Annotated in this window: 14 protein-coding genes; 8 read left to right on the forward strand and 6 right to left on the reverse strand. The window is 64.8% G+C overall.

Features of this window, described 5'->3' with window-relative positions; genetic code table 11:
- Positions 1 to 437: 437 nt before the first annotated feature.
- Together EXZ48_RS09955 and moaA are read right to left on the reverse strand one after the other, a co-directional pair.
- Positions 438 to 1,088, reverse strand: coding sequence for a DUF1176 domain-containing protein (locus EXZ48_RS09955; protein WP_130515706.1), 651 nt, complete (start codon positions 1,086 to 1,088; stop codon positions 438 to 440).
- Between the two features lie 23 nt (positions 1,089 to 1,111).
- The gene (moaA, locus tag EXZ48_RS09960) at positions 1,112 to 2,098 is read right to left on the reverse strand and encodes a GTP 3',8-cyclase MoaA (RefSeq protein ID WP_088016467.1); all 987 of its coding nucleotides are present in this window, start codon (positions 2,096 to 2,098) and stop codon (positions 1,112 to 1,114) included.
- Positions 2,099 to 2,298: 200 nt separating this feature from the next.
- On the opposite strand from moaA, the gene EXZ48_RS09965 reads away from it, so the two are divergent.
- The 4 genes from EXZ48_RS09965 to EXZ48_RS09980 all read left to right on the forward strand — a co-directional run bounded on the left by EXZ48_RS09965 (position 2,299) and on the right by EXZ48_RS09980 (position 6,426).
- Positions 2,299 to 2,673 (forward strand): gamma-butyrobetaine hydroxylase-like domain-containing protein, encoded by a 375-nt coding sequence (locus tag EXZ48_RS09965; protein ID WP_024269945.1) that lies wholly within the window; start codon positions 2,299 to 2,301, stop codon positions 2,671 to 2,673.
- A 57-nt stretch (positions 2,674 to 2,730) separates the two neighbouring features.
- On the forward strand, positions 2,731 to 4,557 hold the full coding sequence (locus tag EXZ48_RS09970) for a monovalent cation:proton antiporter-2 (CPA2) family protein (RefSeq protein ID WP_023516542.1): 1,827 nt from the start codon (positions 2,731 to 2,733) through the stop codon (positions 4,555 to 4,557).
- A 73-nt stretch (positions 4,558 to 4,630) separates the two neighbouring features.
- Positions 4,631 to 5,197, forward strand: a complete 567-nt coding sequence (locus EXZ48_RS09975) for a TMEM175 family protein (RefSeq protein ID WP_023516543.1) — start codon at positions 4,631 to 4,633, stop codon at positions 5,195 to 5,197.
- A gap of 17 nt (positions 5,198 to 5,214) precedes the next feature.
- Positions 5,215 to 6,426 (forward strand): low temperature requirement protein A, encoded by a 1,212-nt coding sequence (locus EXZ48_RS09980; protein WP_130515708.1) that lies wholly within the window; start codon positions 5,215 to 5,217, stop codon positions 6,424 to 6,426.
- Here EXZ48_RS09980 and EXZ48_RS09985 read toward each other — a convergent pair.
- Positions 6,423 to 6,893, reverse strand: coding sequence for a MarR family winged helix-turn-helix transcriptional regulator (locus EXZ48_RS09985; protein ID WP_130515710.1), 471 nt, complete (start codon positions 6,891 to 6,893; stop codon positions 6,423 to 6,425). The genes EXZ48_RS09980 and EXZ48_RS09985 overlap by 4 nt on opposite strands.
- 48 nt (positions 6,894 to 6,941) lie before the next feature.
- On the opposite strand from EXZ48_RS09985, the gene EXZ48_RS09990 reads away from it, so the two are divergent.
- The 4 genes from EXZ48_RS09990 (at position 6,942) to EXZ48_RS10005 (ending at position 9,784) form a co-directional block, all read left to right on the forward strand.
- Positions 6,942 to 7,850, forward strand: coding sequence for an alpha/beta hydrolase (locus tag EXZ48_RS09990; RefSeq protein WP_130515712.1), 909 nt, complete (start codon positions 6,942 to 6,944; stop codon positions 7,848 to 7,850).
- Positions 7,851 to 7,923: 73 nt separating this feature from the next.
- The gene (locus EXZ48_RS09995) at positions 7,924 to 8,532 is read left to right on the forward strand and encodes a pyridoxamine 5'-phosphate oxidase family protein (protein WP_130515714.1); all 609 of its coding nucleotides are present in this window, start codon (positions 7,924 to 7,926) and stop codon (positions 8,530 to 8,532) included.
- Between the two features lie 78 nt (positions 8,533 to 8,610).
- Positions 8,611 to 8,997 carry a hypothetical protein gene (locus EXZ48_RS10000; protein ID WP_130515716.1) on the forward strand — a complete coding sequence of 129 codons (387 nt, stop codon included), beginning with the start codon at positions 8,611 to 8,613 and terminating at the stop codon, positions 8,995 to 8,997.
- A gap of 25 nt (positions 8,998 to 9,022) precedes the next feature.
- The gene (locus EXZ48_RS10005) at positions 9,023 to 9,784 is read left to right on the forward strand and encodes a M15 family metallopeptidase (RefSeq protein ID WP_245461996.1); all 762 of its coding nucleotides are present in this window, start codon (positions 9,023 to 9,025) and stop codon (positions 9,782 to 9,784) included.
- A gap of 23 nt (positions 9,785 to 9,807) precedes the next feature.
- Here EXZ48_RS10005 and EXZ48_RS10010 read toward each other — a convergent pair whose 3' ends face one another.
- The 3 genes from EXZ48_RS10010 to fumC form a co-directional block, all read right to left on the reverse strand.
- The gene (locus EXZ48_RS10010) at positions 9,808 to 10,455 is read right to left on the reverse strand and encodes a L,D-transpeptidase (RefSeq protein ID WP_130515720.1); all 648 of its coding nucleotides are present in this window, start codon (positions 10,453 to 10,455) and stop codon (positions 9,808 to 9,810) included.
- A 305-nt stretch (positions 10,456 to 10,760) separates the two neighbouring features.
- A complete protein-coding gene (locus tag EXZ48_RS10015; protein ID WP_023515086.1) occupies positions 10,761 to 11,831 on the reverse strand; it encodes a GGDEF domain-containing protein in 1,071 nt (356 codons plus the stop codon).
- A 166-nt stretch (positions 11,832 to 11,997) separates the two neighbouring features.
- Positions 11,998 to 13,389, reverse strand: coding sequence for a class II fumarate hydratase (gene fumC / locus EXZ48_RS10020; protein ID WP_023515087.1), 1,392 nt, complete (start codon positions 13,387 to 13,389; stop codon positions 11,998 to 12,000).
- Between the last annotated feature and the right edge of the window lie 119 nt (positions 13,390 to 13,508).

Here is a 13,508-nt window from a genome sequence, read left to right on the forward strand (position 1 = left end):
TCCGTCCCTCGCCAAAAGCGCCGACCCCGCCTCGCCACGACGCCTCGCGGTGTATCCGTGGCGGGATGGGGGATTGTAGGCATGAGTGAAGGAGGCGGGGAAAATGCGGGGGCGGGTTTTCGTGCAATTGGCGTTCATGGGATGGGTGAGACAAGCGCTGCCGCCTGCGTTTACACACAACTCTTCTCCCGTCATACCGGACGTTATGCGGGGTCCCGCGGCGCCGCGTTTGCGGCGCGGAAGGGGGGGGGCGTCAACGGGTTGGGTGAGTCTTCTAGCTGTGCGAACGCGCGTCAGCTGGACCCCGGATCACGTGCGCGGCGACGGGAGATCGATGGGAGGAGCGTCTCTTGGGCTGAGTAGGCCGCGCCCTTGATCCGGCATGGCGGAGGCGTTGGTGGCGGGTGCGGATGCGCCGGAAATCGGAAGCGCCGCCGTTACTTGCCGGCTTCGTAGACCACATAGCTTTCCGGCACCGCAGGGTCCGGGTCGCCGTAGGTCGGGTCGAACTCGAAGCGGGTCAGCATGAAATTGCCGTTGCGGAAAACCCAGTCGCCGCTGTCCCAGGCATCGCCGATGCCGCGCCAGGCGGCGTGGCTGGTGATGGTGCGGGTCTTCTCGTTGAAGCTGGCATTGACCAGAAGGGTGGTGGCGCGGAAGCCGTTGATCTTCGGCTCGGCAGTCAGTCGGCTGTTTTCCTCGTTTGCATAGGCATAGGCAAGGTCCGGCGTGGCGAAGGCGATGAGCTTCGGCGTGTCGGCATCGCTTGTCTGCAGGACGAAAGCGTTGCGGATGTTGTAGGCGCCCGAGCCACAGAACAGCTGGTAGAGCGTGGCCTCGACACCGGGGCCGTTCGGGTCGTAGTCGGGTTTGTAGGTGAAACGGTAGAGGGCGTGTCCGAACCCTTCTGCCTCCGGTCCGACCATCGGCACCTCCTCCATGCCGTTCATGTCGCAGTCCGCGCCAAGGGCGGCTTTGGCGATCGCCTCAGCGGCGGCGATGCCCTCCGGCCGCTCGGCGGCAAGGCCGAGGGAAGGAAGGGCGGCGGCAAGGAAAAGGGCGGGCAGGGCGGGCGGAAGGATTTTCACCAAAACCTCGCTTTCGGCGGGGATCAGCCGCCGGTGACGCTCATGTGACGGGCAACGGCCGGCCGGTTGCGGCGGTCGATGACGAAATCGTGGCCCTTCGGCTTGCGGGTGATAGCCTCATCGATCGCCTGCGAGAGCAGGGCGTCGTCGTCGGAGGCCCGCAGCGGAAGGCGCAGATCGGCCGCATCATTCTGGCCGAGGCACATGTAGAGCGTGCCGGTGCAGGTGAGGCGCACGCGGTTGCAGCTTTCGCAGAAATTGTGCGTCATCGGCGTGATGAAGCCGAGGCGGCCGCCGGTCTCGGCGACCGTGACATAGCGCGCCGGCCCGCCGGTTCTGTAGGCATTTTCCGTCAGGGTGAAGTCGCTCTCGAGGCGGGCGCGCATTTCCGACAGCGGCATGTAGCGGTCGGTGCGGTCTTCCTCGATCTCGCCCATCGGCATGGTCTCTATGAGGGTGAGGTCCATGCCGCGGCCGTGCGCCCAGCGCATCAGGTCGGGGATCTCGCGGTCGTTGAAATCCTTCAAGGCGACGGCGTTGATCTTGATGTGCAGGCCGGCGGCCTGCGCGGCGTCGATGCCTTCCAGAACCTTGGAGAGCTCGCCCCAGCGGGTGATGGTCCGGAACTTCTGCGCATCGAGCGTGTCGAGGGAAACGTTGATGCGGCGCACGCCGCAATCGGCAAGTTCGGCCGCGTGCCGGGCGAGCTGCGAGCCGTTGGTCGTCAGCGTCAGTTCGTCGAGGCGCCCATCATGCACCTGGCGGCCGAGTTCGCGCACGAGATGCATGATGTTCTTGCGGACCAGGGGTTCGCCGCCGGTCAGCCGCAGCTTTCGCACACCCTTGGCGATGAAGGTGGAACAGAGCCGGTTCAGCTCTTCCAGCGTCAGGAGGTCCTTTTTGGGCAGGAAGGTCATGTTTTCCGCCATGCAATAGGTGCAGCGGAAATCGCAGCGGTCGGTCACCGATACGCGCAGATAGGTGATGGCGCGGCCGAAGGGATCGATCATCGGTGCGTCGGACTGCGCGATTAGGTTCGCGCCACCCAGCGGGCCTGCATACGAATTCAAGACACGTCCTCCATTGCCGACATGTCGTGCGCCGGAAGCGCAGCGTCAAGCCGGTCACGGGATTATGACAGCATTTTCCGCCTTGCGCATCCTTGATCTGGCGCATAGTCCTTCGCGAAAACAGACGGAAAGGAAACGGGATGAGCGATCTCTGGCCGACCGAACTGCGTGTGTCGAAGGACCGCCAGCGCCTCGTCGTGACCTTCAACGACGGTGCCAGCTTCGATCTTTCGGCCGAACTCCTGCGTGTGCTCTCGCCCTCGGCGGAGGTGCAGGGCCACGGGCCTGGCCAGAAGGTGACGGTACCGGGAAAACGCAATGTCGCGATCATCGCCATGACGCCGACCGGCAACTATGCCGTGCGCATCGGCTTCGACGACCTTCATGATACCGGTATCTACACGTGGTCCTATCTGCGGGAACTCGGGGAAAAAGGTGCGGAACTCTTCGCCGCTTATGAGCGTGAGCTTGCGGAGAAGGGCATGAACCGCGATATTTCGCAGAAACCGCGGTAACATATCGGACTGCCTGTCGAGGGTAGCGTCCACCCAGAAGCGAACGGGAGATGCCCCTTGGCAGCCGAAGCGAATGCAAATGATCTCACCCAGGTCGTCGTGCTGCTGGCGGCAGGCGTCGCGGCCGTGCCGATCTTCAAGAAGATCGGGCTCGGCTCGGTGCTCGGCTATCTCGCCGCGGGGCTCGCGATCGGCCCCTTCGGCCTCGGTTTCTTCGCCGATTCGCAGGCGATCATCCATGTCGCCGAACTCGGCGTGGTGATGTTCCTCTTCATCATCGGGCTGGAAATGCAGCCCTCCCGGCTCTGGGGCATGCGCAAGGACATCTTCGGGCTCGGCGCGATCCAGGTGATGGGCGCGATGGCGGCGCTGACCGGCATCGGCGTGTCGCTGGGCTTTCCGCTCGTTCCCTCCTTCGTCGCCGGAACGGGCTTCGTCCTCACCTCCACCGCCATCGTCATGCAGATGCTGCAGGAGCGGGGCACGATGTCGACCCTGAAGGGGCAGCGCATCATCGCGATCCTGCTCTTCGAGGACCTTGCCATCGTGCCGCTGCTTGCCATCGTCACGCTGCTCGGCACGGGGGCGGCGGCGACGGATGCCTCCGACCGCTGGCTTTCCATCGGCATCGCCATCGGCGCCATCGTGGCGCTGGTGCTGGCCGGGCGCTACCTGCTCAATCCGCTCTTCCGGGTGCTCGCGGCCTCCGGCGCGCGCGAGGTGATGACGGCGGCGGCGCTGCTCGTCGTCCTAGGCTCGGCGCTTGCCATGCAGGTTTCCGGTCTTTCGATGGCCATGGGCGCATTCCTGGCGGGGGTGCTGCTTTCCGAATCGAGTTTCCGTCATCAGCTTGAAGCGGATATCGAGCCGTTCCGCGGCATCCTGCTCGGCCTCTTCTTCCTCGGCGTCGGCATGGCGATCGACCTCGGCGTCATCGCCGCCAACTGGCAGCTCGTCGTGGCGAGCGTCGTTGGCTACATGGTCGCCAAAACCCTCTTGATCTATGTGGTCGCCCGGCTGCTCGGGACGTGCCATGCCGAAAGCCTGGAACGGGCCGTGCTGATGGCGCAGGGCGGCGAGTTTGCCTTCGTGCTCTACGCCGCCGCCGTTTCCGCCGGCATCTTCAACGGCGAGGAGAATGCCATCCTGACGGCAACGATCATCATCTCGATGATCCTGACGCCGCTGATGGTCATCCTGCACGATCGCATCGTGCCCAAACAGCAGCCGTCTACCGAGGGGCTGACGCTGCCGGAGAATGTCGAGGGCACGGTGCTGATGATCGGCTTCGGCCGCTTCGGCCAGATCGTCAGCCAGCCGCTGCTCGCCCGCGGCTACACGCTGTCGCTGATCGACAAGGATGCCGAGTTCGTGCGCGATGCCGCGGAGTTCGGCTTCAAGGTCTATTACGGCGACGGTGCGCGCATCGACATCCTGCACGCCGCCGGCGCGGCGACCGCCAGGGCGATCCTCATCTGCCTCGACGACAAGGCGGCGGCGGTGAAGATCGCCGAGGTGGTGCGCGAGGAGTTCCCGCTGGTGCCGATCCTGGCGCGAGCCTACGACCGCGGCCATGCCGTCGATCTCGTCCATGCCGGCGTCGACTTCCAGATCCGCGAGACCTTCGAATCGGCGATGGTGTTCAGCCGCGAGACGTTGAAGGTTCTGGGCGAGGACGAGGACCTTGCCGCCGAGGTGGTGGAGGAGTTCCGCGACGTCGACCGCGAGCGGCTGGAGCTGGAAACGGTCGGCGGCATCTATGCCGGTCGCCAGCTCATCCGCGGCAACGCCCAGCCGGCCGACATCGTCGCGGCGCGCACCGGGCGCCAACGTGCGGCGGCAGAGGAGGAACGCCAGCGCCACGAGCAGGAAGAGGCGGGCTGACGCCGAAAAATCCGCTGTAGCGACTCAGCGCAACTTGCTTAATGTCTAATAAAGACAGGGGTGTGAGGCGCGCGTGAACAAAGGACGGCTCGAAGCCTTCAGCGATGGCGTGATCGCCATCATCATCACAATCATGGTCCTGCAGCTCACCGTGCCGGCCGAGCCGACGCTGGCTGCCCTCATGCCATTGATGCCGGTCTTTCTCGGCTATCTCCTCAGCTTCGTCTATGTCGCGATCTACTGGAACAACCACCACCATCTCCTGACGGTGTGCGGCAATGCGAGCGGCGGCGTGCTGTGGGCGAACATGCACCTCTTGTTCTGGATGTCGCTCATTCCCTTCGTCACGGCCTGGATGGGCAACAATCCGGCCGCGCCGCTTCCGACCGCGCTCTATGGCGCGATCCTGCTGCTCTCCGCCGTCGCCTACGAGATCCTGCAGGTGCGCATCGTTGCCGTGCACCCCGATGCCGAGCGGCTGCGCGAGGCCTTCGGGCGCGATTTCAAGGGGCGCTTCTCGCCGCTCTTCTATCTCGCGGCGATCGGGCTTGCCTTTGTCTCGCCGGTGATTTCCCATGTCATCTATGCCGCGGTCGCGCTCCTGTGGATCGTGCCCGACCGGCGGATCGAGCGCCTGTAGAAAAAGGAACGCCAGCCATGACGGCGACGACCGACGACCGTTTCGCCAATTCCGCCTGCCTCAGGGCGCGCGGCACCGCCCAGGAAGGCAAGGTGGCCTTCGCCGAACTCTTCTTCGACCTCGTCTTCGTGCTGACGATCATCCAGCTTTCCCATTCGCTGGCGGCGCACTATTCGCTGCTCGGCCTCGTCGAGGCGGCGATGCTGACCATGGCCATCTGGTGGGTGTGGATCGACACGACCTGGGTGACGAACTGGCTCGATCCGGACAAGGCGCCGGTGCGCCTGTTGCTCTTCGTGCTGATGTTCCTCGGCCTGATGCTGTCGATCGCCATTCCGACGGCCTTCGGCGCGGGCGGGCTGCTCTTCGCGCTCGTCTTCGTCACCATGCAGGTCGGCCGCGCGGCCTTCACCGCCTATGTGATGCGGCGCGAATGGCCGCAGAACAGCCTCAACTTCACGCGCATCACGATCTGGGCGGTGTTTTCCGGCGTGTTCTGGCTGGCGGGCGCCTTCGTCGAGGGCGAGGCGCGGCTGGGGCTGTGGCTGGTCGCGCTCGCCATCGAATATGCCTCTCCGGCGCTCGGCTTCGTCGTGCCCGGCCTCGGTCGCTCGACGGTGGGGGACTGGCAGGTCTCCGGAGAGCACATGGCGGAGCGCTGCGCGCTCTTCGTCATCATCTGCCTTGGCGAAACGATCCTCGTCACCGGGCGGACGGTTGCCGGCATGGAGCTGCTCGACGGCTTCACCATTCTCCTGCTTGCCGTCGCGTTCCTCTCGACCGCCACCATGTGGTGGATCTATTTCCGCTTCGGCCATGGCGAGGCGGCGCATCTCATCGAGCATTCGGCGACGCCGGGCCGCATCGCGCGCATGGCCTTCACCTATGCCCATATCCCGATTGTCGCAGGCATCATCCTCTCGGCGGTGGCGGAGGAGTTCGCGCTTGCCCATCCGCATGGCGCGGTCGATTTCAAGACGGCGAGTGCGATCATCGGCGGGCCTGTGGTCTTCCTTGCAGGCAACATCTGGTTCAAGGCGGCGATCCGCGGCCGCTCGCCGCTGTCGCATATCGCCGGCATCGCCGCGCTGCTTGCGCTCTCGGTGGCCGTACCCTTCGTCGAGCCCTACCAGCTCTTCATGGCCGCGGCCGCCGTCCTGTTCGGTGTCGCGCTCTGGGAGTTCCTGTCGCTGAAATCGACGCGGGCGGATCACGTCGCCACGGTCTAGACCGGGTCTTCCGGTTCCATCGTCTGAAGGATGCGGATGATGTCCTCCATCGCCTCGGCGACCTCCAGGCATCGCTCGGCCGGTGCCTGCGAGAGGGTGCGGTCGATGAGGCCGGTCTGCAGGGTCATCGCCTCCTCGGTCAGGCTGCGGCCGGTCTCCGTCAGCGACAGGCGCAGCACACGCCTGTCCTTGGCGTCGGCCCGCCGCTCGATCAGGCCGCGCTTTTCGAGCTGCGGCAGCAGCATGCTCATGTTGGAGCGGCCGACGAGCAGCTTGCGGGCGAGGTCCTGCTGGGAAATGCCGTTGAAGCGATAGAGATTGATCAAGATGTCGAGATGCGGCGGCTTGATGCCGAGATGGGCGATCGCCCGGCTCATCGCCTGCTGCATCAGCTGGCAGGCACGCCCCACGCCGATCCAGCTGCGAAAGCGCGGATGATCCCAGGGGAAGGCTTGATTTTTGTTCATCGTTGCACTTTATTGTTCAGCATTGAACATCTTTTTTGGATTCCCACTATGGCATCCTTTGGCTTGAAGGTCATCCGGCTGGCGCTGTCCGGCGTCGCGAGGATCTCCCCCGATGCGGCCGGTCGCGCCGCCTTCCGCCTCTTTGCGACGACGCCCGGCCGCCGGCCGCGCACGGCGAAGGAGAAGGACCTTTTCGCGCGTTCGGCCGGCTGGATGCGGCAGGCCGAACGCGTGCCGCTCACCTTTGCCGGTGGCCGGGCCGTGGCGCACCGTTTTGCCGCGCGGCCATGCCAGAATTTTGCCGGCCGCGTTCTCGTGGTGCACGGCTGGGGCTCGCGCGCGGCCTATCTTTCGGCGCTGACGGAGGCACTGGTCGCCGCCGGCCATGAGGTGGTGGCACTCGACCTGCCGGGGCACGGCGCCTCGGGCGGGCGCACGCTGACGCTGCCGATGGCCGTCAGGGCGATCGACGCGGCGTGGCAGCGTTTCGGCGGCTTCGACTATTTCTGCGGGCACTCCTTCGGCGGGGCGTCGCTCGCCTGCGCGGCGAGCGGCCTCGTGCCGTCGGTGCCGGCGCACCGGCCGCGCCGGCTGGTGACCATCGGCTCTCCAAGCGAGATGACCTGGCTGTTCAAGGACCTCGGCCGTTTCCTGAAGCTCGGGCCGAAGGCGCAGGGCGCGCTGGAGAGCCATGTCGAGCGCATCGCCGGCGCGCCGCTTTCGGCCTTCGACGCGGCGAATGGGGCCGGCCGGCTGAAGTCTCCCATGCTCGTCCTTCATGCCGAGGACGACAAGGAGGTGCCGGCGCTGCACGCCCGGCGCTACGCCGCCTCCGGGCCGAATGTCACGCTCGAATGGGCGAACGGGTTCGGTCATCGCCGCATCGTCTCCGCCGAGCCTGTCATCGACCGGATCGTGCAGTTCCTTGCGGAGGATCGGGAGCGCATCGCCGCCTGACGGGCTTTCCGTCACGCGCCTGTCATGCAAGGGTGCGAAGCGCGGCAGCGGTCGCACAGCACAGGAGACAGGCATGAGCATCGTCACTTCGGTCGAGGAACTGAACGCGCTTTACGGGGGCCCGGGCGAAGCCTCGCTCGCCAAGGTGACGGACTATCTGCTGCCGGAATACCGCACGATGATCGCGGCCTCGCCCTTCATGGCGCTTGCCACGGTCGGACCGGAGGGGCTCGATTGTTCGCCGCGCGGCGATGCCGGCGCCGTCATTCATATCGAGGACGAGCGTACCCTGATGCTGCCGGACTGGCGCGGCAACAACCGCATCGATTCGCTTTCCAACATCGTTCGTGACCCGCGTGTCGCGCTGATGTTCCTCATTCCCGGCTCCAACACGACGATGCGCCTCAACGGCCGCGCCGTGGTGCGCATTGACGCCGAGATCACCGGACGCTTCGTGATGGACGGCAAACACCCGCGCTCCGTCGTCGTCATCACCATCGACGAGGTCTATTCGCAATGCGCCCGCGCGGTGCTGCGCGCCGACCTCTGGAATCCGGAAAAACACCGCGATACAGCCTGCCTGCCGACGGTCGGGCAGATGCTCGCCTCGGCCAAGAAGGGCTTCGACGGCGCCGCCTACGACCGGGACTGGCCCGGCCGTGCCGCCACGTCCATGTGGTAGGCGTCGGCGAATATCCCGCCACCGTCACCCGTCTTGTCTTTGATGATGATCGGCTTTGGCCGGAAAGTGGAGCAGGGAATGCAAAAAGGACTTTTTGCGGCGGCTTTCGCCGCTGTGCTCGTGGTTTCGGCCGGTGCGGCCAGGGCGGATGAGCTGATCGAGAGCTACGGCGCCTATATCGGCCAGGACGATCTCTACAATTCCAACAACGAACGCCTGACGCAGCCCTGGCAGGTCCTCCGCCAGGACCGCGCCAACGTGCATCGCTTCGGCGTGCGCCAGCCCGGCGACGACCTCGACAGTTTCTTCGCTTCCGCGCGCAACCGCGAGCTTGCCGAGCGCATGATCCGCGCCGGCCGTATCGAGCGCAGCGCCGCCCGCCGTCTGCTCGACGGCGACGTGCAGATCTATGTCGAAATCTGGCGCGGTGCGGGAGGCGACTATATCAACATCTCGGTCAACTAGCCGGAGCCTCGCGGCCGCTGCGGCGATGCTGGTCGTCGCCGCGTCCCCGGCCGGTGCTGCGGAACCCGACCTTGCGGCCCGCCTGAAACTGCTGGTGGCCGCCTATCCGGAAAGCCTTGCCGGCATCGAGGGAAACACGCTTGTCTTCAAGGATGGCGGGCCGCCGCTCGAGATCGATGACGGCAAGGCGAAGGATCACCAGGCGGCGCTTGCTGCCGGTGACGTCGAGGACAGCCTGCGGCAGATCTACCCGCTCGGGGCCTGCGAGGCGAAACCCGCCGTCGATTTCGATCCCGGCCGCATCCGCAGCGATGCGCTGATGATGCGGCTTTATGGGAAATCCGCCAAGGCGGTGCAGGCGGATCTCGTGCCGGTCAAATGGTTCGACGAGACGCTGCGCGTAACGAAGCGGCAAGGCGCGGCTGCGGCGCTGGAGAAGGTGCGCGATGCGCTTATGGCCAAACCGGAGTTGAAGCGTTATCTCGCGCCCTCCGCCGGTGTGTTCAACTGGCGAAAAGTGTCCGGTGCGAAAAACATGTCGGTGCACAGTTTCGGGGCTGCCATCGACCTCAACACCAAGTTCGCCGACTATTGGATCTGGTCGGGCGGCAAGCCCGGCAAGGTGCCGAAATATTCCAACAAGTATCCGCTGGAGATCGTCGCGCTCTTCGAGCAGCACGGCTTTGTCTGGGGCGGGCGCTGGTATCACTACGATACGATGCACTTCGAATACCGCCCGGACCTCATCGCGATCGCAAAAGCGGCAGGCGCTTCCGCCTGCCGCTGAGGGGTGGGCGATGGCTCTCGAAATCAATCGCGAACGATGACCGTGACGCCCGTCGTGACCTGTGCATAAAGGTGTTCGACGTCTTCGTTCGCCATGCGGATGCAGCCGGAGGACTGCGCCTTGCCCAGCGAGGACGGCTGGTTGGTGCCGTGGATGCGGTAGATGGTCGAGCCGAGGTAGATGGCGCGCGAGCCGAGCGGGTTTTCGAGGCCGCCTTTCATGGAGACGGGCAGGATCTTGCCTTTCTTGGCTTCACGGGCGCGCATGTCTTCCGGCGGCGTCCAGGTCGGCCATTCGGTCTTGCGCGTCACCTTTTCCGAGCCGGTCCAGATAAAACCCTCGCGGCCGACGCTGATGGCGTATTTCATGGCGAGGCCCGAGCCAAGGACGTGGTAGAGGCGGCGTTCGGAATTGTCGACGATGATGGTGCCCGGCGCGACCTTCTCCGTGAAGGCGACCAGTTCGCGGGCGATCGGCGCACGGGAGACGGCGGCGATCTTCTTTTCCGACTTTACCGGCTTGCCGCCCGAAAGCACCTGCAGCCAGCCGGTCTTCTGGGTGGAGGAGGAGAGCGAGGCGACCTCGACCGGATCGACCACATTGTCGGCGGCAACGGCGGCGCCTGCGGTGGAGAGGAGGCCTGCGAGAAGTGCGATGGCGAGCGTTTTCATTGTCCTGGTCCCTGTCGTCGGCCGTCGGCTTCGTGCCCGGCGCCTTGTTCTGATGGGGACGTTGTAGGACAGCGCTGCCGGCCACGATGTTCCGGCGGGAACAGGCCTCCGGCCGCTTCAGAAGGGCTGGATCCAAATGAGACTGCTCAACATCAGGGCGGTCAGCATCGTCAGCTCGAAAAATCCCGTTTGCATGGCGCGTTCCTCCTGCGCCTGGAACGCGCGATGGCGGCCGGGGTTCCATCGGGCGCGCAAAATGCAGAACGGCGCCCGAAGGCGCCGTTTTCGAAAGGAGTTTTGGCCGCCTACTTCCGGTAGATCAGCCAGCTCTTGGAGAAGTCCTTCTTCATGCCGTCCTCGAAGGGCATGGTGCGGTTGCGACCGCCGTTCTTGGCACAGTAGAGGGCGATGTCCGCCTTGGAGTAGAGTTCGCCCGGGCCTTCCGCCCAGGAGGCCATGCAGAAGCCGAGCGAAATGGTGATGGGGCCGTAGTTGACGCCGGTCTTGGAGTTCTTGAAGGGCGTGTGCTCCAGCGCGATGCGGATCCGCTCGGCGATCGCCATCGCCTCTTCCTCGGTGTTGCCCTCGACGATCATCGCGAATTCCTCGCCGCCGGTGCGGGCGACGAGGATGTCCTTGCGCACGTTGGCGCGGATCAGGCTGCCGACGGAAGCGAGGATCTTGTCGCCGACGGGGTGGCCATAGGTGTCGTTGATCTTCTTGAAGTGGTCGATATCGGCGAGGATCAGCGCGGTCACGTTGCGCGACATCGTCGAATTGTAGATGGCGGAGAGCTTGTCGTCGAAGGCGCGGCGGTTGGAAAGCTGCGTCAGCGAATCCGTGTTGGCGATGCGCTTGTACTCGTCGAGCTCCTTGCGCACATTGTCCATTTCGATCGACTTCTGTGCGACGTTCTGCACCATCTCCTTGCCCTGGTTGATGGTGTCGCCCGTCGCTTGCGTGAGCACGCCGATGACGCTTCTGATGATGTCGACGCTCGTGGCGTTCTTGCCGGTGATGCGGACGACCGTTTCGTCGAGCAGCTTGTTGTAGCTTTCGAGCGAGGTCTGCTCCTGCTTGAGGAGGCGCAGCAGGCCCTCCAGTTCACCGACGATCCGCGTGTGCGCGCCGTCGATGGCGGTGGCGCCATGGTGGTGGCCGAAATATTGGGCGCCGATCTCGTCCAGCTCCTCCTGTGAGGCCTTGCTGCCGAGTGCCGCGAGTTCCCGCGTCAGCTTGGGGTTGGAGCCGATATAGGCCTCATAGAACAGCTCGTAGTTCCGCGGGATGGGAGAGACACCCATTATGCGCATGGCATAGGTCACCTGCGCGGCGATATCCGGCACCTGGACCTTTTGCGCAACGGCCGTGTTCATGTCGGCTGCTCCTGATTTCCTTCATTGGCTCCCATCCCGCAAAATAATACCCAAATGCTTTGGGAATGATTAACGGTTGTAGCTGCCGCAACGGAAAGCAGTCAGAAAAAAGGCCGCAGATTCAATGGTCTGCGGCCTCCGTAGTAGAATATTCGAAAATTCTGCCTCAACCCGGCATAATCATTTTCTCAGGGCGCACAACCGCGTCGAATTCTTCGTTGGTGACGTAACCGCCGCCGACGGCCTCCTCACGCAGCGTCGTGCCGTTCTTGTGGGCGGTCTTGGCGATCTTGGCGGCGTTGTCGTAGCCGATCTTCGGGGCGAGTGCGGTGACGAGCATCAGCGAGCGGTCGAGCGCCGCCTTGATGTTGTCCTCGCGGGCCTCGATGCCGGTGACGCAATTGTCCGTGAAGGAGATCGCGGCATCCGAGAGGAGCTGGACGGACTGCAGGAAGTTGTAGGCCATCAGCGGGTTGAAGACGTTGAGCTCGAAATGGCCCTGGCTGCCGGCGAAGGTGAGCGAGGCGTGGTTGCCGAAGACCTGGGCGCAGACCTGGGTGAGGGCTTCGCACTGGGTCGGGTTGACCTTGCCGGGCATGATGGAGGAGCCGGGTTCGTTTTCCGGCAGCGCCAGTTCGCCGAGGCCCGAGCGCGGGCCGGAGCCGAGGAAGCGGATGTCGTTGGCGATCTTGAACAGCGCTGCGGCGGCCGCATTGATCGCGCCGTGCGAGAAGACCATGGAATCGTGGGCGGCCAGCGCCTCGAACTTGTTCGGTGCGGTCACGAAGTCGATGCCGGTGATCGCGGCGATGTGCGCGGCGACCTTTTCGGCAAAGCCGACCGGGGCGTTGAGGCCCGTGCCGACGGCGGTGCCGCCCTGGGCGAGTTCGCACAGGCCCGGCAGCGTCAGTTCGATGCGCTTGATCGCGGAAGCGACCTGCGCGGCATAGCCGGAGAACTCCTGACCGAGGGTGAGGGGCGTTGCATCCTGTGTGTGCGTACGGCCGATCTTGATGATGTGGTCGAAGGCCTTGACCTTGGCTTCGAGCGCGGCGTGCAGGTGCTTCAGCGCCGGCAGGAGGTCGTGCACGATGCGCTCGGCGCAGGCGATGTGCATGGCCGTTGGATAGGTGTCGTTCGACGACTGGCTCATGTTGACGTGGTCGTTCGGATGCACCGGCTTCTTGGAGCCCATCACGCCGCCGAGCATTTCGATCGCCCGGTTGGAGATCACCTCGTTGGCGTTCATGTTCGACTGGGTGCCCGAACCCGTCTGCCAGACGACGAGCGGGAAATGATCGTTGAGCTTGCCGTCGATGACTTCCTGCGCGGCCTCGGTGATGGCCTTGCCGATTTCAGGGTCGAGGCGGTTCAGTTCCATGTTGGCGCGGGCGGCAGCCTGCTTGACGATGCCGAGGGCACGCACGACCGACAGCGGCTGCTTTTCCCAGCCGATCTTGAAGTTGCCGAGCGAGCGCTGGGCCTGCGCGCCCCAATAGCGGCTGTTGTCCACTTCGATGGGGCCGAATGTATCCGTTTCCGTGCGCGTCGATGTCATTGTGCTTCCCGCTAAATACCCATGCGCTTCGGTGAGCCGCCGGCGGTGCCGCCGCATGGGAAGCGGCAGGCCGGGCACGCGCGGACCTTCCGGGGCCCCGCGCTGGCGCGAAAAAATCG

This window comes from Shinella sp. JR1-6 (genome assembly GCF_004284735.1).
Lineage (GTDB): Bacteria > Pseudomonadota > Alphaproteobacteria > Rhizobiales > Rhizobiaceae > Shinella.